General features: G+C 63.9%; 16 protein-coding genes. 5 read left to right on the top strand and 11 right to left on the bottom strand.

Annotated elements, in window-relative coordinates; all coding sequences use genetic code 11:
- Window positions 1-6: 6 nt before the first annotated feature.
- From NP945_RS14230 to NP945_RS14255, 6 genes are all read right to left on the bottom strand, one after another.
- Window positions 7-546 (bottom strand): hypothetical protein, encoded by a 540-nt coding sequence (locus NP945_RS14230; RefSeq protein ID WP_256746690.1) that lies wholly within the window; start codon window positions 544-546, stop codon window positions 7-9.
- The gene (locus NP945_RS14235) at window positions 539-3,415 is read right to left on the bottom strand and encodes a sarcosine oxidase subunit alpha family protein (RefSeq protein ID WP_256746691.1); all 2,877 of its coding nucleotides are present in this window, start codon (window positions 3,413-3,415) and stop codon (window positions 539-541) included. The genes NP945_RS14230 and NP945_RS14235 overlap by 8 nt, the downstream gene beginning before the upstream one ends.
- The gene (locus tag NP945_RS14240; RefSeq protein WP_127272032.1) at window positions 3,412-3,678 is read right to left on the bottom strand and encodes a sarcosine oxidase subunit delta; all 267 of its coding nucleotides are present in this window, start codon (window positions 3,676-3,678) and stop codon (window positions 3,412-3,414) included. The genes NP945_RS14235 and NP945_RS14240 overlap by 4 nt, the downstream gene beginning before the upstream one ends.
- A 9-nt stretch (window positions 3,679-3,687) precedes the next feature.
- Window positions 3,688-4,941, bottom strand: coding sequence for a sarcosine oxidase subunit beta (locus tag NP945_RS14245; protein ID WP_128287591.1), 1,254 nt, complete (start codon window positions 4,939-4,941; stop codon window positions 3,688-3,690).
- An 82-nt stretch (window positions 4,942-5,023) separates the two neighbouring features.
- Window positions 5,024-7,435 (bottom strand): FAD-dependent oxidoreductase, encoded by a 2,412-nt coding sequence (locus NP945_RS14250; protein ID WP_127266941.1) that lies wholly within the window; start codon window positions 7,433-7,435, stop codon window positions 5,024-5,026.
- Window positions 7,436-7,645: 210 nt separating this feature from the next.
- Window positions 7,646-8,305 (bottom strand): TetR/AcrR family transcriptional regulator, encoded by a 660-nt coding sequence (locus tag NP945_RS14255; protein ID WP_256746692.1) that lies wholly within the window; start codon window positions 8,303-8,305, stop codon window positions 7,646-7,648.
- A 269-nt stretch (window positions 8,306-8,574) separates the two neighbouring features.
- Here NP945_RS14255 and NP945_RS14260 point away from each other — a divergent pair, with 269 nt between their 5' ends.
- The 3 genes from NP945_RS14260 to NP945_RS14270 all read left to right on the top strand — a co-directional run bounded on the left by NP945_RS14260 (window position 8,575) and on the right by NP945_RS14270 (window position 11,875).
- On the top strand, window positions 8,575-10,014 hold the full coding sequence (locus NP945_RS14260; protein WP_256746693.1) for an aldehyde dehydrogenase family protein: 1,440 nt from the start codon (window positions 8,575-8,577) through the stop codon (window positions 10,012-10,014).
- Window positions 10,015-10,091: 77 nt separating this feature from the next.
- Window positions 10,092-10,667 carry a DUF1349 domain-containing protein gene (locus NP945_RS14265; protein ID WP_256746694.1) on the top strand — a complete coding sequence of 192 codons (576 nt, stop codon included), beginning with the start codon at window positions 10,092-10,094 and terminating at the stop codon, window positions 10,665-10,667.
- Window positions 10,668-10,900: 233 nt separating this feature from the next.
- Window positions 10,901-11,875, top strand: a complete 975-nt coding sequence (locus NP945_RS14270) for a hypothetical protein (RefSeq protein ID WP_256746695.1) — start codon at window positions 10,901-10,903, stop codon at window positions 11,873-11,875.
- A 100-nt stretch (window positions 11,876-11,975) separates the two neighbouring features.
- On the opposite strand, the gene NP945_RS14275 is transcribed toward NP945_RS14270, so the two are convergent.
- The 5 genes from NP945_RS14275 to NP945_RS14295 all read right to left on the bottom strand — a co-directional run bounded on the left by NP945_RS14275 (window position 11,976) and on the right by NP945_RS14295 (window position 18,157).
- On the bottom strand, window positions 11,976-13,151 hold the full coding sequence (locus tag NP945_RS14275; RefSeq protein ID WP_256746696.1) for a glycosyltransferase family 4 protein: 1,176 nt from the start codon (window positions 13,149-13,151) through the stop codon (window positions 11,976-11,978).
- Between the two features lie 227 nt (window positions 13,152-13,378).
- On the bottom strand, window positions 13,379-14,911 hold the full coding sequence (locus NP945_RS14280) for a mercuric reductase (RefSeq protein ID WP_256746697.1): 1,533 nt from the start codon (window positions 14,909-14,911) through the stop codon (window positions 13,379-13,381).
- A complete protein-coding gene (locus NP945_RS14285) occupies window positions 14,901-16,250 on the bottom strand; it encodes a glucoamylase family protein (protein ID WP_127266934.1) in 1,350 nt (449 codons plus the stop codon). The genes NP945_RS14280 and NP945_RS14285 overlap by 11 nt, the downstream gene beginning before the upstream one ends.
- 212 nt (window positions 16,251-16,462) lie before the next feature.
- Window positions 16,463-17,215: an SDR family NAD(P)-dependent oxidoreductase gene (locus NP945_RS14290; RefSeq protein WP_127328828.1), complete on the bottom strand. Its 753-nt coding sequence runs from the start codon at window positions 17,213-17,215 to the stop codon at window positions 16,463-16,465.
- 132 nt (window positions 17,216-17,347) lie between these two features.
- The gene (locus NP945_RS14295) at window positions 17,348-18,157 is read right to left on the bottom strand and encodes an IclR family transcriptional regulator (RefSeq protein WP_127266932.1); all 810 of its coding nucleotides are present in this window, start codon (window positions 18,155-18,157) and stop codon (window positions 17,348-17,350) included.
- Between the two features lie 184 nt (window positions 18,158-18,341).
- On the opposite strand from NP945_RS14295, the gene NP945_RS14300 reads away from it, so the two are divergent.
- Window positions 18,342-19,355: an ABC transporter permease gene (locus tag NP945_RS14300; protein ID WP_023811560.1), complete on the top strand. Its 1,014-nt coding sequence runs from the start codon at window positions 18,342-18,344 to the stop codon at window positions 19,353-19,355.
- A complete protein-coding gene (locus tag NP945_RS14305) occupies window positions 19,355-20,197 on the top strand; it encodes an ABC transporter permease (protein WP_127276927.1) in 843 nt (280 codons plus the stop codon). Before NP945_RS14300 ends, NP945_RS14305 begins: the two co-directional genes overlap by 1 nt.
- The last annotated feature ends 2 nt before the right edge of the window (window positions 20,198-20,199 follow it).

Below are 20,199 nucleotides of genomic sequence, written 5' to 3' on the forward strand. Positions count from 1 at the left end.
CGTCGGCTAGTCGGTTGATCCGGTCGCGATGTTGCCGGCGGCCGTTTCCATCCATGTCCAGAGATAAGCGGCAAGGCCACGGTCGACATGGATGCGCAGCTTGCCGTCAAGACGATAGACGACGGCGCTGATGCCGGCGAAGGAAAGTGCTGCACTGGCACTTGGCTTCGCGGGATCGAGCGTCGTTCCACGCGCGATGAAAGCGTCGAGCGCCATGCCCTCGGCCTCGAATATTTGCAACCCAGCGCTGATCGCCGTCACCGCGAACCCGTCTGCATGCCAGCCCGTGGCGATGGCGAGCGGGCTCTTCGATACGACGAGCAACCGGTCGCGCGCCAGCCGCGCCGCGTAGCGGTCGCCCTGTGCGATACCAAAGGCACCCACGCCAGTCCCGCCGATGCTGGAAGCCCGTGTCCACGCGTCGAGGTCGCCGCTGACCATCAACTGGTTGAGGTCGAGGACGGCTCGTATCGCAAGACCCGGCGTGGCGATGACTGCGCTCTGCCAGTCCGGAGTAATGGACCATTTTTCCGCGAGATCACGCATGCAGCCGGTCTCCTGCCGGGTCGAAGGCGCAAGGGGCGGTAATCGTCGCGTTGCTGATCTTGCCGAGATGCTGGATGTCTATCGTCTCGCCATGCCGCGTCGCACCGCGCTCGATCAGGCCAAGCGCAACCGGGCGGCCGAGCGTCGGGCTGTGGTAGCTCGAGGTGATAAAGCCTTGGCTGCGCAATCTGCCGTCGCTCCGTTTGATGCCATGCGCTCCGGTAGGCAGCGGCGCTTCGCCTTGCGGCACCGCCAATCCGACAAGCTGCATGCGGTTGTCACGCGAGGCCTCTTCGGTGAACAGCGAGCGGCGGCCTACGAACTCGGTCTGGCGCTTGACGCGCGGGCCGTCGACGCCGAGATCATGCGGCAGCGTGGTGCCGTCAGTGTCCTTGCCGATGACGATGAAGCCTTTCTCGGCCCGCAGGATCATCAGCGCCTCCAGGCCGATGACGACGGCGTCGAACGCCTGGCCCGCCTTGCGCAGATGCGCCCATAACGGCTCGGCGCGATCGGCCCGGATCGAAATCTCATAGCTCCTGTCGCCGGTGAAGCTGACGCGGGCAATGCGGACCTCGTCGCCTGCATAGCTTCCATGAGCGATCGCCATATGCGGCAGGTCGGCATCGCCGAGCGAAAGACCGAGGCCAAGCGCTTCGAGCAGTTTTCGGGAGTTTGGCCCCGAGACGGTCAGCGTCGCCATGTCCGATGTGGCGTTGTGGATGTAGACGGCGCCGCGTCCGAAGCGGTCCTGGCGCCATTCCTCCAGCCGGGCGTGAACGGCAGCGACATGCGAGGACGAGCACGAGACGACGAAGCGATGTTCGTCGAGCCGTACCAGAACGCCGTCATCAAAGACCACGCCGTTTTCCGACAGCATGAAGCCGTACCGGCAGCGGCCCGGCTTCAGCGTCGACATGGTGTTGTAATAGAGGAAATCGACGAACGCGGCCGCCTGCGGTCCGGTCACCTCGATCTTGCCGAGCGTCGAGCCGTCGAACAGCGCGACCGACTGACGGGCGCGTAGCGCCTCGTCCGCGATCGAACGCTCCGCGTCCGCGTAGCCGCCATAGTGGGCCGGGCGCAGCCAGCCGCCATATTCCTGGAAGACGGCGCCATTGGCGCGGTGGACATTTTCGAGCGGCAGCCGGCGCACCGGCGCCATCAATTCGCCGACGCGCGCGCCGGCGAAGCTTGCCAGCGGCACCGGCGTGAATGGCGGCCGATAGGTGGTGGTGCCAACCTCCGGCACCGTACGCCCGGTGATACCGGCCATCAGCGCCAGGCCGGGCAGGTTGGAGGTCTTGCCCTGGTCGGTCGCCATGCCGAGCGTGGTGTAGCGCTTCAGATGTTCGACCGAGACGAAGTTTTCGCGCGCCGCCAGCTCGACGTCCTTCACCGTCACGTCGTTCTGGTAGTCGATCCAGATGCGTCCCTTCGAGCCCGGCATTGGCCATGCCGCCAGAATGCCGGCCGTCGCCTCCGGCCCGGTGCTGCGTGGTGTTGCCGCGTTCGCCTGGCCAGCGAATGCCTTTCCCACGCCGGCAAACACATCCGACAAGGAGACCGCGCCGGCAGCGGCACCGGCAACAGCAATGCCGTCGACCGGATCGCCTGGCAGGAAGGCGGCGCGCGCATCGCTCCAGGCGAGCTTGCCCTTGGCCTGGCCGAAGAGATGGATGGTCGGCGTCCACCCGCCGGAGACCAGGACGCAATCGGCATCGAACCTCGTGCCGTCGTCGAGCGTCACGCCGTCGACGCGCAGCTTGCCGCTGGCGGATGCGAGAGAACGCCCTTTGATCAACCGGGCATTGGCCGGCGCGGCAGGCGTGCCGTTGCGCCGGATGTCGACAAGCCTGACTTCGGCGCCGGCCTCGGCAAGCGCCCCCGCCACCTCATAGGCGCTGTCATTGTTGGTGGCGACGATGATGCGGCGGCCGACCAGCACAGCGTGGCGCCTCAGATAGGCGAACGCCGCATCCGCCGACATGATGCCCGGCAGATCGTTGTTGGCGAAAGGCAGCGGCCGTTCGATGGCGCCGGTCGCCAGCACGATCTGGCGCGGCCTGACCCGCCACAGCATATCCGGCCGGCCGTCGAAATGACGCTGGTTCAGCCCGACCAGATTGTGGTCGTAAATGCCTAAGGCGGTGGTCGAAGGCAGGATGAGGTGACCGCCAGCGGCAAGCTCGGCAATCGTCTCCTTGACCCATACGGCCGCCGGCTTGCCATCGATCTCACCGGCACGATAGCCAAGCGATCCGCCGGGGCTCTGCTGGTCGTCGACCAGTGTGACGGTCAGACCAGCGCCGGCCGCCAGTCTTGCCGCCGCCAGCCCTGCCGGTCCCGCGCCCACCACCAGCACGTCGCAATGATGGTTGATCTGGTCGGCCGTGCCGGGCGAGGTCCAGTCAGCATCGACCGTGCCCAGCCCCGCCATGGCGCGGATGCGCGGCTCGAACCTGTGCCAGTCCGGCCACATGAAGGTCTTGTAGTAGAACGCGGCCGGGATGAAGCGCGCAAAACGGTCCAGGAAGGCGTTGCGGTCGGCCAGTGCGCTGGGCGTGGCGTTGACGCTTTTCGCCACCAGTCCGTCGCGCGCCGGCTCGGTCGTGGCGCGCGTGTTGGGCGTCGCCCGCGAGCCGCCGATATCGACCAGCGCGTTGGGCTCCTCGACGCCGGCGCCCCATATGCCGCGCGGCCGGTGGTATTTGAAGCTGCGGCCGACGACCGCGACGTCACCCGCCAGCAGCGCCGAGGCGATGGTGTCGCCGGCAAAGCCCTGCACGATGGTTCCGTCGAAGCTGAAGCGGATCGGGCGCGAGCGGTCGATGGCGCTGCCGCCGGTGGCAAGACGTGAGGCGGTCACGCGGCATGCTCCCCGTCGAGAGCGGCCGAAGACAGCACCTTGTGGGTGACGGTGTCCCGCTCCATGACGAAGAACTCGCCGCAAATCATGTGGACCCAGATCTCGCGCGCCGTGCCTTTCGGGTTGCCGCGCAGATAGAGGTAGCCAGCCCAGCGATCGGTCGGCACGTCGATGCCATCCGGCCTGACATTGCCGGCATCGCCGCCATAGTGGAATTCGGTTTCGTCGCGCGGGCCGCAGAATGGGCAAGGAAAGAGCTGCATGGCAAACCTCTAATGCGCGATGCCGGAGCCGGCCGCTTCGTCGATCAGCCGGCCGGTGGCGAAGCGATCGAGATCGAAGGGGCGGCTGATGTCGTTGTGTTTGCCTGACGCTAGCAATTGCGCCAGCAGCGTGCCACCGGCGGGAATGGCCTTGAAGCCGCCCGTGCCCCAGCCGCAATTGAGGAACAGGCCGGGCAGCGGCGATTCGCCGATGATCGGCGAGGAATCCGGCACCACGTCGACGATACCTGCCCATTGCCGCATCAGCTTGAGCTGGCCAAAGATCGGGAACATCTCCAGCACGCCGGCAATCACCGCCTCCAGCGTCGGCAAATTGCCGCGCTGCGCATAGGAAGGAATGCGGTCGAGGCCGCCGCCGATGACGATCTCGCCCTTGTCCGACTGGCTGACATAGACGCCGCAGCCGGGCGACAGCACCACCGTGTCGAGGATCGGCTTGACCGGTTCGGACACGCAGGCTTGCAGCGCATAGGAATTGATCGGAAGCCGGAAGCCGGCCTTGGCCGCCAGCACCGAGGAATGCCCGGCCACCGCCATGCCGATACGCTCGGCACGGATCGCGCCCCGCGAAGTCTGGACGCCGCGGCAGCGGCCGCCCTCGACGATGAAATCGGTGATCTCGCAGTTCTGGATGATATCGACGCCGAGCCGGCTCGCCGCCCGCGCGTAGCCCCAGGCGACGGCGTCATGGCGCGCCGTACCGGCCCTGCCTTGCCAGATGCCGCCGAACACCGGGAAGCGCGCATCGGCTGAGAAATTATAGATCGGCGCCACCCGGCGCACATCGTCAGGTGAAAACAGCTCGGCATCGATGCCGTTGATCTGCATGGCGTTGACGGTGCGCGCCCCGATCTCCATCTCGGCAGTCGAGTGGCACAGATTGACCATGCCGCGCTGCGACAGCATGACGTTGTAGTTCAGGTCTTTCGACAATCCCTCATAGAGCTGGTGCGCCAGCCCGTAGAGTTCGACACTTTCGGGATAATAGTAGTTGGAGCGTACCACAGTGGTGTTGCGCCCTGTGTTGCCGCCGCCGATCCAGCCTTTTTCCAGCACGGCCACCCTGGTGATATTGTGATTCTTTGCCAGGTAATAGGCCGTCGCCAGCCCATGGCCGCCGCCGCCGATGACGATGGCGTCGTAGGACGGCTTCGGCTCGGGCGATCGCCAGGCCGGTTGCCAGCCGGTCTGGCCAGCCAGGCCCTCCTTGAACAGCGACAGGGCGGAATAGCGTGTGGTCATGACGTGCCGGACAGGCCTGATGTTCGGAAAGAAATGTGGATCATCGAATGGTCTTTCGCACCGACGTCATCGGTTCGATCGGTCATGCCCGCATCGCCTTGCCCAGTGGATCATATGGCGACGAAGCGATGACGCGCGCATCTCTTTCGACGCCGACGATGTGGGTTGTCAACGGCGTATCGATATCGGCCGCTTCGCGCTCGACCAGCGCCATGGCGAGGCTCTTGCCGACCGTATGGCCATAGCCGCCGGAGGTGACGAAGCCGGCCAGCCTGCCTCTGTTCCAGACCGGCTCGTAGCCGCTGGCATCGGCATCCGCCGCGTCGATTTCGAGCGTCACCAGCGTGCGCCTCGATGGAGCCTTCTGCTCTTTCAGGGCCGCCTCGCGGCCGATGAAATCGCCCTTGTCGAAGGCGACCCAGCGGTCCATGCCGGTCTCATCAGGCGTATAGTCCTGCGTGAATTCGCGCGACCAGATGCCAAAGCTCTTTTCGAGCCGCAGCGAATTGACCGCGCTGAAGCCGTATTCGGTGACTCCCAGATCGCTGCCTGCGGCAAGTAGCGCGCGGCGCAGGCCCATGTGCTCATTGGCCCGGCAATGAATCTCGTAGCCGAGTTCGCCGATGACCGACAGTCGTCCGACCTTCGCCCGCACCAGTCCGACATCGAACGTCCTGCAGGCGAGAAAGCCGAACGCCTGGTGCGAAACGTCCTGATGTGTGAGGCGCTCAAGTAGCATTCGCGCATTGGGACCGGCGAGCGAGAAACCAACGACGGCGTCCGAAATGTCGCGAACGGTGACGCCATCGCTCATATGTTGCTCGAACCAGCGCATATGCCACTGGCGCAGATAGTAGGATCCCATGATCCACCAGGAGCCATCACCCCAATTGAAGACGGTGAGGTCGCCCTTGAGCTTGCCGTTTTCACCCAGCATCGGCGCGAGTTTTGCGCGACCCGGCCTGGGCAGCGCACAGGCGAGCAGCCGGTCGAGCCAGGCTTCGGCCTGCGGCCCGATGATCTCGTAGCGCGAGAAGGCTGATATATCGAGCAGGCCGACACCTTCGCGCACTTTGCGGCATTCCTGTGCGACAATGTCGAAGGCGTTGGAGCGCTTCAGCGTCGGTGTCTCGACGAAGCCTTGCGGCGCGAAATAGAGCGGCACTTCCATGCCCCATGAATTGCCCCAGCGCGCGCCCGCGGCCTCCATCGCGTCATGCGCCCCGGCCGTCTTCAAGGGCCGTCCCGCCGGCAACTGCTCGTTGGGATAGCTCATGACAAAGCGGCGCGAATAGAACTGCCCGGTGGTCTGCCTGATGTATTCGCGGTTGGAGGCGAAGTCGCCATAGCGGGCGATGTCCATGCCGTAGACATCGGCTTCCGGCTCGCCATGGATCATCCATTCGGCCAGCGACTTGCCGACGCCGCCGCCTTGCAGGAAACCGGCCATGACGCCGCACGCCACCCAGTAATTGGGCACGCCGCGCACCGGGCCGACCAGCGGATTGCCGTCCGGCGAGAAGGTGAAGGCGCCGTTCACCCAGCGTTTGATGCCGGCTGTCTCCAGGCAGGGGTAACGGCTGAAGCCGAGCGCCAGTTCGTCGGCGATGCGGTCGGTGTCTTCCTGGATCAATTCGATGCCGTAGTCCCAGGGCGCCCCGTCCATGTTCCAGTGCTTGTGGTTGATCTCGTAGATGCCGAGCAATAGACCCTTCTGCTCCTGGCGCATGTAGGTGAAACCTTCGAGATCGACGATCAGCGGCAATTCCTTGTCCAGCGCCTGGATTTCGGGCAGCGCCTCGGTGACGAGATAATGGTGCTCCATCGGCGATACCGGCAGGTCGATGCCGGCCATCCTGCCAACCTGCTTGGCCCACAGTCCGCCGGCATTGACGACGTGCTCGGCAATCACCGTGCCCTTCTCGGTGACCACGTCCCAACCGCCATCGGCGCGGCGGTTGAGATCCAGCACCCGGTTGTGCTCGATGATGTCGGCGCCGCGCAGCCTGGCTGCCTTGGCATAGGCGTGCACGACGCCCGAGGGATCGATATGGCCCTCGCGCGCGGCATAGAGGCCTCCCAGCATGCCGTCGGTGTTGAGGATCGGGCAGCGCTGCTTGATCTCATCGACACCGACCAGGTGGACATCGTCGATGCCCATGGTCTGGAAGATGCGGTAGGAGGCCTTGAGCCATTCCCAGCGCTCCGGCGCCGAGGCGACCGAGATGCCGCCGGTCATGTGCATGCCGATGCTCTGGCCCGATTCCTTCTCGACTTCGGAGAGCAGGTCGATCGTGTAGGCCTGCAGGGCGGCGATGTTGGGATCGGCGTTCAGCGCATGGAACCCGCCGGCCGCATGCCAGCTCGATCCCGCTGTCAGTACCTCGCGTTCGATCAGCGCGACGTCGTTCCAGCCGAACTTCGCCAGGTGATAGAGCACCGAGGCTCCAACCACGCCGCCGCCGATGACGATCGCCCTGTATTGGGATTTCATCCTGTCGCACTCCACCCATTCAGTGGGGCGAACCCTATCGGTATTGTACATATGTGTCTAGAGCTTGGAAAGGCGATGGAATGAGCGGCCCATGACTCCGCTCTGCGCCGATGCAGCAGAGGGGCCCTCTGCTGCTGTCGGCAGCAAACGTGCTTGCTATTGGGATGCGCTAAGCGAAATCGTCAGGCCGCGGCGGCCGAGCGGGCCTTACTATCGGTTGCGCGAAAGCGTCTTCTCGACATAGCGCGAGAAGTCTTCGACATCCTCCGCCGGAGGCTCCTGGCCGGTGAAGCTGCGCAGATAGCCGGCGACGTGAGGCAGGCGGCTGCTCATCGGCTCGTTGAGCTCAAGCGAGTAATAGCCGATCTGCATGAAGTACAGCACGCGGGCTCGCACGAACGCGTCTTCTTCCTCATAGCCGTGGCGCATGAACATGTCGCGGATGGCGTTGACACGCTCCTCGTCGGCCTCGTCGAGGGCGCGCCGGATGGCGGGCGAGCGGCGGGCCCAGGCCCTGATCGCGAAATCCAGCTGTGGATCGAACAGCCTTTCGTCCACCCAGCATTCGAAAATGCTCATCACCCCGCGAATGACGGTGGCGGATGGCCGCCTGGCGCGTTCGACGATGAATTTGGTGTTGGTCTGCCGCCAGTAATCCAGCAGCTGGTCGAGCAGATCCTGCCGGCTCTTGAAATACCAGTAGAAGCTGGAACGCGACACATCGAGCTTCTGTCCAAGCGTCTGCACGCGGACGCGTTCGACACCGTCAGAGATCAATGTTTCGAGCGCAAGCTTCAGCCAGTCTTCGCGAGTGGCCTTGATATTGCCGGTGGCGCCGGCGCGCTGAATCGTCGTTTCGAGAGCTGCCATCGGCACGACGCATGACATGCTGCCTCAGGCAAATCAAGGCTATGGACAGAAGTGTATAGAGGAAATCGGCCCAAGCCGGACGACGCACCATGGATGTTGGCCGCATCGAGGCTCGATGAGGCAATGTCGTCACCCGCCATCCGCGCGGCGCAAGCGGGGGGATTTTTGTCGCGGCTGCTGGTTCACTGTTTGCTTTCCCGCGAGGCAATTGTCTGGCAAATACCAGTTCAGACAGATGCCCGCGCGGCCAACAAGCAGGAACACACGATATGACGCTGTTTCGAAAGAACCTCATCGATGGCGAGTGGGTCGGCGAGGCCGGTTCGCGCAACATCAACCCCTCGGATACCGGCGACATCGTCGGCGACTATGCCTCGGCGGGTGTCGAACAGGCCCAGCAGGCGATCGCCGCGGCCAAGGCAGCGTTCCCGGCTTGGTCTCGTTCGGGTCCGCTGGCGCGTCACGCGGTGCTGAAAAAGGCCTCCGACGAGATTTTGGCGCGCAAGGACGAGATCGGCCGCAACCTCGCGCGTGAGGAAGGCAAGACGCTGGCAGAAGGCATCGGCGAGACCATTCGCGCCGCCCAGATTTTCGATTTCTTTGCCGGCGAAACGTTGCGTTTGACCGGAGAGGTCGTGCCGAGCGTGCGACCGGGCGTCGGCGTCGAGATGACGCGCGAGGCGGTCGGCGTGGTCGGCATCATCACGCCATGGAATTTTCCGATCGCCATTCCGGCCTGGAAGATCGCTCCGGCATTAACCCACGGCAACACCGTCGTCTTCAAGCCGGCGGAGCTGGTTCCCGAGAGCGCCTGGACCATTGTCGACATCCTGCATCGCGCCGGCCTGCCAAAGGGCGTGCTCAATCTCGTCATGGGCAAGGGTTCGGTCGTCGGTCAGGCGATGCTCGACAGTCCCGACGTCAACGCCATCAGCTTCACCGGCTCGGTCGGTACCGGCAAGCGCGTTGCCGCGGCAAGCATCGAACACATGCGCAAGTTCCAGCTTGAAATGGGCGGCAAGAACCCTCTGGTCGTGCTCGACGATGCCGATCTTGCGATCGCCGTCGATTGCGCGCTCAATGGCGCCTTCTTCTCGACCGGCCAGCGCTGCACCGCGTCATCCAGGCTGATTGTGGCGGACGGCATTCACGACCGTTTCGTCGATGCCCTCAAGGACCGCATGAGCAAACTGGTCATCGGCGATGCGCTCGACGCGCAGACCCAGATCGGTCCTGTCGTCGACGCGACGCAGCTGAAGCAGGACGAGGACTATATCGCCATCGGCGTCAGGGAAGGTGCCACGCTCGCCTTCGGCGGCGAGCGGCTCGACCGCAAGACGCCAGGCTTCTACCTGCAGCCGGCATTGCTCATCGAGGCCACCAATGCCATGCGCAGTTCGCGCGAGGAGATTTTCGGACCTGTCGCCAGCGTCATTCGCGTCAAGGACTATGACGAAGCGCTTTCCGTCGCCAACGACACGCCTTTCGGCTTGACCTCCGGCATCTGCACCTCGAGCCTCAAGCATGCCACGCACTTCAAGCGCAATTCGGAGGCCGGAATGGTGATGGTCAACCTGCCGACGGCGGGTGTCGATTTCCATGTTCCCTTCGGCGGCCGCAAGGGCTCGAGCTATGGGCCGCGCGAGCAGGGCCACTATGCGGCGGAGTTCTACACCACGGTGAAGACGGCCTATACGTTCGCAGGCTGATCGGCCGTCGACCGATCAGCCTGACTGATCGGACCGGCACACCGCCATGCACATCTGGATTGGAGCGGCGCGAAGGGATGACAGTGCAGAACCTGACCTGGCTTAACCCGCCGCCGCACCACGCCATCGAGGGCGATAGCGTTCGTGTGCGCACCGGCAAGGAGACCGATTTCTGGCGCGAGACCTTCTACGGTTTCTGGCGCGACAACGGCCACTTCCTGCACCGGCCTGTCGAGGGCGATTTCAGCGCCGAAGTCACGGTCAAAGGCGACTACGAGGTCCTCTATGATCAGGCCGGGCTGATGGTCCGGCTCAGCGAAACGCACTGGATCAAGGCCGGTATCGAGTACACCGACGGCCTTGCCTATTTCTCCGTCGTCGTCACCAACGACACGTCAGACTGGTCGCTGGTCGCCATTCATGCCGATCCGAACGGCGTCAGGATCCGGTTGACCCGTCACGCCGAGGCGATCCGCGTCCAGTACCTCGACGCTTCCGACAGCCACTGGAAGCCTGTGCGGCTTGCCTATTTCCCGACCTCGAAGACGGTCGATATCGGCATGATGTGCTGTTCGCCGCAACGCGAAGGCTTTGAGGTAACGTTCTCGGATTTCTCCCTCGGTCCGCCGATATCGCGGGAATTGCACGATTGAGACGTGCGGTCTTGCGCTGAACCGCAAGCACTTCGACCTTTGCCACAATCAAGTCTGTAGACCGCCGCGTGCCTCCGGCCGTGCCGGGAGTTCGTCGCGGCACTGCAGCCGGCGAGATCGTCAGCCAGTTGCGATGCCGCCAGACGGTTCGAAATTTTTGGCCCCTGGTTCGGCTCAAGGCGGTGCAAGGCAGGACGTTGCAACGCTATTGGCATCCGCGCTAGGAGTTGCCGATGGGCAGGTTTCGAAGGGCTGTCAAAAGAGCCGTCTACTCCAGGGCGCTAAGGTTTCTTGGCGTTCCGCCCGTGCTGTGGTCGCAGGGCATCGGGCATTTCTGCGATTTCGCCGGGCCGCGCTGGTATCGCAACGCGCCAACTGCATCGACGCAGAGCGAGGCATTTTTTCGCCAACATTACAGCGGCGCGCATGGCATCGTCTGGCTGCGCCTGAGCACCTTGTCCAGGGATGCGCAAACCTGCGACCTCGACACGTTCGTCAGGATCGTGCTGCCGACGATCGCGGCACCGTTCACACTGCTGACGACCGATGGGGATGCTTCGGTGCCGTCGGATCTGGCGAAGGACACCGTCGACCAGCTTCTCGCCAACCCTTTCCTGGTCTCCTGGTACAGCCAGAATTGTGATGGCACTCACCCTAGGGTGAAGCCTTTCCCGATCGGGCTCGATCTTCACACGCCTAGGTCTCTTGCCACGCCGGCAGGGCTTGTGAAGCAACTGGAAATCATACGCGCCCGGCAGGATCATGTGGACCGCCGTCCGCCCAGGCTGTTCTCTGATTTCAGCATCAGCAATGGCTCGAGGCAGCGCCGGGAACTGCTTGATGCCCTGGGCGGATGTCCGCACGTCGATTTCCTGACGAAACGCGTCTCGCAGCGCTCGATCTGGCAACTGTACTCGCAATACCCGCTCGTGCTGTCCACCGAAGGCAACGGCCTGGACTGCCATAGGACATGGGAACTGTTTTATCTCGGCTGCATCGTCGTCACCAGGACCTCGCCGCTCGACCCGCTCTACCAGGGCCTGCCTGTCATTATCGTCGACGACTGGCATGAGGTGAGGGACCCCGATGCGCCGAGACGCTGGATAGAGCAGGTCGCGCATCTGACCGACCGGGACCATGTTTGGCGACGCTTGCATCCGCAAACCTATCTCGGACCCATTCGGCAAGAGCTTCTGCACGCATCCTGATAGGGCAGGCCACGAAATTCCGGTTGGACGCGGTGCGAAGCGGAGCTCCTGCAAGCGATGTGGAGCGATGTCGCTCCTCCATATCTGGTGGAGCGAGGGATCATGTGCCAGCCTCGTCCAGCCCCAGCCCGCCGAGGACGGCATTGCGGATGGCTTCTGGGCCGAACCTTGCCCAAACCGCTTGATGCGCGCGGATGCGCTGCCGTGCCCTGCGGTCCGCGTCCAGGCAAAGTCCGACAGCCGTCTCGGCAAGTCCTTCATCGGTATCCGACAGCAGCAGTTCCTCCCCGTCGACCAGGTCCAGGCCCTCGGCCGCCAGAGGCGTGGCGATCACCGGCACGCCCCACGCCATCGCCTCCAGAATCTTGATGCGGGTGCCGCCGCCTGCCGCAAGCGGGATGATGGTGAGATGCGCTCTCGACAGAAGCGGCGCCATGTCTTCGGGGTCTTCGACGAGCTCCACGCCAGGCAATCCTGCCAGCGCTTGCACGGCCGTTGTCGGGTTGCGCCCGGCGAGAATCAGTGTCGCGGTCGGCAAGGCCAGTCGGATGCGCGGAAGTATGGAGCCGGCTAACCTCTGGACGGCATCGACGTTTGGCGGATAGCCGAGATGGCCGACGAACAGGATCACCGGAAAGCCTTCGTCGGATACGGGCTCGGCAGGCAGCGTTTCGGGGCTGTGCCCGGCGTGCGGAATTCCGTTTGGAACGACATCGATCGGCAACTTGTGCCGGGAAAGCGCCATCAACCGCTCTCGATCCTGGCTCGAGCAGACCCAGACCCTGTCGACAAGGGCAAGCGCCTTTCTCTCGAGACGCCTGATGCCAAGGCCCTCGCTGATCGTCGCCACCGCAGCCCGCTTCGCATCGACGTGCCGCAACTGTCCCGCCAGGTCGGACTCGACATTGTGCATGTCGAGGATGAGCTGTTTCGTCAGTGCCCGCAAAGGCCGCAGCAGCTTGAACAGGCCGATGCCCTCGATCAGCACCGTGTCCGGGCGGAAGTCCCGAACCAGTGTCTCCAGCCGCGTCAAGGCGACGCGCGAGATGCGACGCTCCGCCCTTATACGCCACCACCCGATCGAGGCGGAGCGGGCCTCTCCCTTGATCGACAAGGCTTCGGTGCGGATCGACGGATCGGTTGTTTCCGTCGCCTGCGGCAGCACAGACACCAGGCAGACCGAGCCGAATTGCGCAGCAGACTCAGCATTGCGGTAGTTCCTCAGATCCGCGCCGGAGATCGGCGGAAAGGCTGGATCGTGGGACACAACCAGCACACGTTGTCCGGCTTTCGCCGCGGAGACAGCGTCAAGCGGTTGTGCGCCCGCGGGTTTCAAAGCGGGGCACTCTGGGCTTTGCGCCGGAGGCTTCATTCCAGACGGCATGCGCGACGGCCCCAAACCATAACAATCGGCTTCGACTTGTTCAGCCGAACGAGGCTTTCGTCAAGCGCCGCATCGTCGCTGATTGTCAGATGCACCAGTTGCGGCAGGCTGCCGGAATATCACCATCGCCTGGACCACGCCAACCAGCGGCCCGCCAGACGCTTCCACGATGAGGTGAGCCTTGTCCGCCGATAGGCGTCGCCGGCCATCTTGATGCCTTGCGCCTGCGTCGGGAATGGATGGATGACGTCGGCCAGCGCACGCAATCCCATGCCCGATTTGATCGCCAGCGACACCGCATTGATCATCTCGCCGGCATGGCTGGCAACGACCGTGGCGCCCAGGATGCGGTCGGACCCCTCCCTGACGTGGATTTTGACAAAACCCTCCTCCTCGCCGTCCATCACCGCACGGGCGACATCGTGCATCAGCACTGTATAGGTCTTGACCGCGATGCCGTTCTGGCGCGCCTCCGCCGGATAGAGGCCGACATGGGCGATCTCCGGATCGGTATAGGTGCACCACGGAATGACCAGTTCGCTCAGCTTCCTGCGTCCGAGAAACAGGGCATTGCGTACGACCATGCGGGCTGTCGCCTCGGCGGTGTGGGTGAATTTGTAGGCGAGGCAGACATCGCCCGCCGCATAGATGCGCGGATTTGTGGTGAGGAGACAGTCGTCCACCTTGATACCGTCGGCATCGTATGCCACCCCGGCGTTTTCCAGGTCGAGGCCGTCGACATTGGGCGATCGGCCGATGCCAGTGATGATCTCATCGACGGAAATCGTCGTCGTGATGTCGTCGCACACCAGGTCGGCGAGCTTCTTGTCGCCTTCCGTTCGTATCGCCACCACCTCGGTGTTGAGGCGAACCTCGACACCTTCGCGCGCCAGCGCATCCGAAAGGATCTGGGCGGCATCGCGTTCCTCACCGGGCAGGAACATCGGTTCGCGCTGCGCCTGGATGACCTTCGCGCCCAGCAGGCAGAAGGCCTGCGCCGCCTCGCAACCGAGCGGTCCGCCGCCGATGACCAGAAGCCGCTTCGGGCACTCCGTGAGATCGAACATGGTCTCGTTGCTGAGATAGCCGGCGTCGGCAAGCCCCGGGATCGTCGGCAGCCTCGGGCGCGCGCCTGTCGCGATCAGCGCCTTTCTGAAACGCAAGATTTGTCCGGCGACCGTGACAGTGTCCCTTCCGGAAAACCGCGCTTCGCCGAAATAAAGGTCGATGCCTTCGGAAACCAGGCTATCGGCGGCATCGGCGCGGCTGATCCGCTGCCGGATCTGCCGCATCCGCGTCATGGCGCGCTGAAAGTTGACGTGAAGACGGTCCGGCATGTCGCCGCCGAAATTCTCGGCATCGCGCATGTCGGCATAAAGCCTTGCGGTGCGGATGATCGACTTCGACGGGATGCAACCGACATTGACGCAAGTTCCGCCGATCAGGTTGCGCTCGATGAGCGCGACCTTTGCGCCGAGGCCGGCCGCTTCGTAGGCGGCGGTCAGCCCAGCCGGCCCGGCACCGATGACCACGATATTGTAGGGATCGTCCGGCTGCGGGTTCTTCCAGTGCGGCGGATGGGCGCCCTTGATCAGCTCAATGTCGTTGTGATCGACAGGAAAGGCGGTAGCCCTGGTCCGGTCACGCGACATCGCCGCCACCCGACGCCGGGCTTGCTGGCTGAGACAGCCAGCCGCCATTGAACCCGGCCTTGCGCAGGCCGTTGCGGATGTGTTGATTTGACCGCATCAGTCTCCAGATCAACCCTGACCGATGGTTCTCGATCATCATCACCACGATGCCTTGATCCAGCCCATAGTGGCCTTCCGACACCCAGCCGTGCCTCCCGAACTTACGCCGGTTCGCCAATGTCGGGTTGAAACCGCTCGGCAGTCGGAAATTACCGATCACCTCGGGGTAGCGGTCACCGAGATGGCGCAACGCCGCCAAGCAGATCTCCGGGGCGAAAGGCAGTGATGCCGGATAGGACCAAGGCGCGATCGTCCCGTCATCGGGCCCGAACGGCGCGCCGCGCGCGGCATAGCCGGAAAACCGCCGGCGCTGTCGCTCCACGCTGGTGCGAAAGCCGCCTGGCCCGTCGCCCGCCGAAAGACCCCAAAGGTTCTCGTCGTAGCCGCCATAGCCGTAAGGGTTGTGGCGTGCATAGTCGCGGTGCAGATAGGTCGAGCGGCGGCTGTTTTCGAAATAGTCCGAGTTCTTCTCGCGCATGAAGGCGTCGCGGATGCCGGCGAAATCGATCCAGGCATGCGAGAACTGGTGCATGAACAGCGGACCGCCATACAGCACGTCGTAGCCGTAGATGTTTTCCCACTGATAGGTCGCCGTCCAGCCCTCGTAGCTGTTGTCCGAGGTCGGGCTGTCGGGCGAAGCCATCGACAGGATGTAGAGGATCGTGGCTTCGTTGTAGCCCTCCCAGCCATAGTGGAGAAAGCCGCTCTTCGGCTTCCAGCCTTGTCGCAAGGTCGGGCTTGAGCCTTGTGCCCACCGCCAGTCGACGCGCCGGTAGAGCGCCTCGGCCAGTTGGCGGATTTCGGCTTCCTCGTCATCGTCACCGGAGAAATAGGCGCCCGCCACCAGCATGCCCGATATCAGCAATGCCGTATCCACCATCGACAGTTCGCAGCGCCAGACGCGCAGGCCGGTCCGCATATCGAGGAAATGGTAGTAGAAACCCTTGTGGCCGGTGACGTCGTCGCTATGGCCTTGCGGGCTGGCCGAGAAGAAGCGCAGCGCGGCCAGCGTCAGCTTCGCGGCGGCATCGCGCGCCATCCAGCCGCGCTCGACGCCGATCGGATAACTGGACAGCGCGAAGCCGACGACAGCGATGCTGGCCGGCGAATTCGGCCGCGACGTGTCGGCGACCAATCCGTTTTCGGGGTTCACGTTCTCGAGGAAATAGTCGAAGGCGGCGCGCTGATAGCGGTCCAGAAGCTCGTCGTCGGACAGCGCGGCAGGCTCGGCTCTAAGCAAAGGAAACAAGCTCCCGCCGGATGGTTGCAGCGTCCGTCAACCGCCAACCAGTTGCCCCGCACCGGCAGATCATCACGCATGCTGAACTGTCATGCCGCGTCATAGCTTTCCCGTATAGCTTTGTTGCGTCAACGTCGATTCGACGCCTGGGACTATACGCCCCTACGCTCCCGTTCGTTGCGTCGTCACGCGGAATTGAAATGCGTCCTGCCTCAGTAGGTGGCGCGGCCGCCGGAAACGTCGAACACGGCGGCGGTCGTGAACGAACACTCTTCCGAGGCAATCCAGCAGATCAGCGCCGCCACCTCTTCGACCTCGCCGAAGCGCGCCATCGGTATCTTGGACAGCATGAAGTCGATGTGCTCCTGGCTCATCTGCTTGAAGATAGCGGTGCGCACGGCCGCCGGTGTGACGCAATTGACCGTCACCTTGGTCTTGGCCAGTTCCTTGCCGAGCGACTTGGTCAGGCCGATCACCGCAGCCTTCGAGGTGCTGTAGGCGGAGGCATTGGGATTGCCTTCCTTGCCGGCGATCGAGGCTATGTTGACGATGCGGCCATAGTTGCGCTCGAGCATGTGTGGCACGAGCGCCTTGTTGCAGTAGAAGACGCCGTTGATGTTGATGTCGATGACCTTCTGCCAATCCTCGGTCGAATAGTTCCAGGTCGTCATGTTCGGCCCGGTGATCGCCGCACTGGTGACCAGGATGTCGACACCGCCAAGCGCTTCGATCGCCGACTGCTTGGCGCGTTCCACGCCGGCCGCATCGGCGACGTCGATGGCAACACCGTGGAGGCCGGGAAGGGTGGCTTTGGCCTGTTCGATCTGAGCCGGATCGCGATCCCAGACTGAAACCCGTCCGCCCTCTTCGACAATCCTCTGAGCCACTGCCAGACCGATGCCCGAAGCGCCGCCGGTGATCACCGCCGCTCGATCGCTGAACCGCCCTGTAAAATTCATCGGCATCCTATTTTCCCGATCATCTCAACCCGATGGACGATGACGGCACGCGACCGCCATACCATCGACTGCGACTGTGCGGTCACCATCAGGCGAGTTCAAGCCGGCATGCGAGGCCGATCGTCTGGGCCAATCCCGTTACCCAGGATTTCCCTCGAGCTCTCTGCCCAGCGCCTTCACCATCGCCACCAGCGCCGGTCCGATCTCGGCATGCGCGCGCTCTTCCGTGATGATCTCGCCGATGCCGCCGCAGGTGATGGCAACCAGCGGCGAGCCGTCACTCGGACGGAACGGCACGCCGACCGCATGGATATAGCTGTGCCAGGCGCCGAACGACGTCACATAGCCCTTGTCTGCATACTGGGCGATCGCATCGTCGATCGCCGCCCCGATCATCGCCGCCCTGTCCGGCTCGGCCTCCTGCAAAGCCTCCACAAGGCGAGCGCGCTCCTCAGGTGAAAGGGCCGCCGCATAGGCCAGCCCCATCGATGTCTTCCAGATCGGCAGGTAGGAGCCCGGGTTGAGGCGCAGCGTGACAAGGCTCTCCGACCGGCAGTTGGCGAGATAGACCATGTTGAGGCTGTCGCGGGTGCCAAGCGCCACCGCCGCCCCCGTCAGATCGGCCAGCGGTTGCATCAGCGGCCGGGCGACGTGGACGACCGCACTGGAACTCAGTGCCGAATAACCCAGCGCCACGGTGGCGGGTCCGAGGCTGTAGCGGCCGAGGTCCTTGTCGTAGAGGAGATAGCCGAGCGCGCTTAGCGTATAGGTGATGCGCGAAACCGTGGCCTTGGGCAGGCCGGTGCGGGCAATGATGTCCTGGTTGCCGAGTGAGGCATCGCCCGGGCGGAAGGCGCGCAGGATGCCGAGCCCGCGCACCAGCGACGACGAAAGCTGCGCGCCTTCGCCTTCAAGCTCCGTCTCGTCCCTGGTTGCTCGCTTGCGCACGCTGAGGTCTTTCTGGCGTCGTCGTCCGCCTGTCGGGCCAGCGTCGCCGGCGTTGTCTAAAAAATGAAATTAAATTCCATTTATATTGACAGGCGCTTTCCCCCCCTGTCAATATGCTTCCCTCGATGGCATCTCCAAGCGCCCTGTGCCATCTTACGAAGCCCCTCCTTGTGAAGGTAGCCACGTGTCTCGCTATATTTTGCGCCGGCTTATCGCCATGCCGTTTCTGGTGCTCGGCATCGTCACCATCGCCTTCCTGATCACCACGGTGACCAAGGGCGATCCGCTGACCGCCATTGTCGCCGAACAGCAGATGAGCAACCCCGAAGTGGTGGCCGCCGCCAAGGCGCGCTGGGGTCTCGATCGTCCTTTGCCGGAACGCTATATGATATATCTTGGGAATCTGCTGAGCGGCGATCTTGGCACCTCGTTCATCACCAAGCGCAATGTCGGCACCGACATTCTCTACCGCTTGCCGGCAACGCTCGAACTGGTTTTCGCTGCGATGATCTTCGGCACCACGCTCGGCATCGTGCTTGGTGTGCTGGCCGCCTATTTCCGCAACAGCCTGATCGACCATGGCGCGCGGCTGTTCGCCTTGTTCGGCTCTTCGCTGCCGGTGTTCTGGTCGGGGCTCGGCCTGTTGTTCATCTTCTCCGTCATGCTGAACTGGCTGCCGGGGCCGGGCAGGGTCGATGCCCGCCTGGCATTGCCGCCCGGCATCACCGGCTTCCTGACCATCGATTCGCTTCTGGCTGGCGACTGGACCGTCTTCAAGGACGCGCTCTGGCACCTGCTTCTGCCGGCCTTCGTCCTCGGCTGGACGGTTTCCGGCACCATATCGCGGCTGGTGCGCGCCAACATGCTTGATGTGATGAGCCGCGAGTTCGTCCTCACCGCGCGCGCCAAGGGGGCGAGCGAATTCCGCGTCGTCATCGTCCATGCGTTGCGCAACACCATGGTACCGACCCTGACCGTCATCGGCTATTCCTTCGCCTATCTGATCACCGGCGCGGTGCTGACAGAAACCATCTTTTCCTGGCCGGGCATGGGCTCCTATGCCGTCGAGGCGGCGCGCGCGCTCGACTTCCCGGCGATCATCGGTGTCACCATCGTCGGCGGCCTCGCCTTCCTGGTCACCAACCTCATCACGGACATCCTCTACGTGGTGGCCAATCCGCGCGTGAGGTTGAGCTGATGTCGGCGGTCACAACCAAATCCCATTCCGCCGCTGTTCCCGAATGGCTGACCGCGCCATTGGTCATCGGCACGGTCGTCATCCTGTTCTGGCTGTTCATGACCGTCTTCGCCGCCTTAATCGTGCAGTTCGATCCGCTCGAAATGGTCGCGCGCCGCTTGCAGCCGCCGAGCTGGGCGCACTGGCTGGGCACCGATGCTCTCGGCCGCGATGTTCTCGCCCGCACCTTGCACGGGGCGGCGCATTCGCTGCCGATCGCGGTTCTGGTCGTCGTCTCGGCTGTGGTGATCGGCTCGCTGCTCGGTGCCATTTCCGGGTTCGTCGGCGGGCTGACCGGTGCGGCGATCATGCGGCTTGTCGACGTCACTCTGTCCTTCCCGCCGATGCTGCTGGCTATGGCCGTCGCGGCGTCGCTTGGGCCGGGCCTCGGCAATGCCGCCATCGCCATGGTTCTGGTCTGGTGGCCGGTCTATGCCCGGCTGATGCGGGCGCAGGTGCTGGAGGTGAAGGAGCGTGAGCATGTCGAGGCGGCGATCGCCGCCGGCGCCAGGCCGCGCCGCGTGCTGTTCACGCACATATTGCCGCTTTGCTGGACCCCGGTGCTGATCAGCGCGACGATGGATCTCGGCCAGGTCGTGCTGCTTGCCGCGTCGCTCAGCTTCATCGGTCTCGGCGCCACGCCGCCGACGCCCGAATGGGGGTCGATGATCTCCGATGGCGCCGTCCATTTCTACCAATGGTGGATCGCCTTCGGTCCGGGCGTCGCCATCCTCACCATCGTGCTCGGCTTCAACTTCATCGGCGACGGCTTGCGCGACATTCTCGATCCAAGGTCGGATTAAGC

Origin of the sequence: Mesorhizobium sp. LMG17149, from assembly GCF_024518695.1 — a bacterium.
Lineage (GTDB): Bacteria > Pseudomonadota > Alphaproteobacteria > Rhizobiales > Rhizobiaceae > Mesorhizobium.

Bases quoted from the DNA above. Each gene is read 5' to 3' on its own strand.
- NP945_RS14265 (WP_256746694.1), top strand. From the start codon at position 10,092: ATGACAGTGCAGAACCTGACCTGGCTTAACCCGCCGCCGCACCACGCC.
- NP945_RS14245 (WP_128287591.1), bottom strand. From the start codon at position 4,941: ATGACCACACGCTATTCCGCCCTGTCGCTGTTCAAGGAGGGCCTGGCT.
- NP945_RS14230 (WP_256746690.1), bottom strand. From the start codon at position 546: ATGCGTGATCTCGCGGAAAAATGGTCCATTACTCCGGACTGGCAGAGC.
- NP945_RS14290 (WP_127328828.1), bottom strand. From the start codon at position 17,215: ATGCCGATGAATTTTACAGGGCGGTTCAGCGATCGAGCGGCGGTGATC.
- NP945_RS14240 (WP_127272032.1), bottom strand. From the start codon at position 3,678: ATGCAGCTCTTTCCTTGCCCATTCTGCGGCCCGCGCGACGAAACCGAA.
- NP945_RS14260 (WP_256746693.1), top strand. From the start codon at position 8,575: ATGACGCTGTTTCGAAAGAACCTCATCGATGGCGAGTGGGTCGGCGAG.
- NP945_RS14255 (WP_256746692.1), bottom strand. From the start codon at position 8,305: ATGGCAGCTCTCGAAACGACGATTCAGCGCGCCGGCGCCACCGGCAAT.
- NP945_RS14280 (WP_256746697.1), bottom strand. From the start codon at position 14,911: ATGTCGCGTGACCGGACCAGGGCTACCGCCTTTCCTGTCGATCACAAC.
- NP945_RS14305 (WP_127276927.1), top strand. From the start codon at position 19,355: ATGTCGGCGGTCACAACCAAATCCCATTCCGCCGCTGTTCCCGAATGG.
- NP945_RS14250 (WP_127266941.1), bottom strand. From the start codon at position 7,435: ATGAAATCCCAATACAGGGCGATCGTCATCGGCGGCGGCGTGGTTGGA.
- NP945_RS14270 (WP_256746695.1), top strand. From the start codon at position 10,901: ATGGGCAGGTTTCGAAGGGCTGTCAAAAGAGCCGTCTACTCCAGGGCG.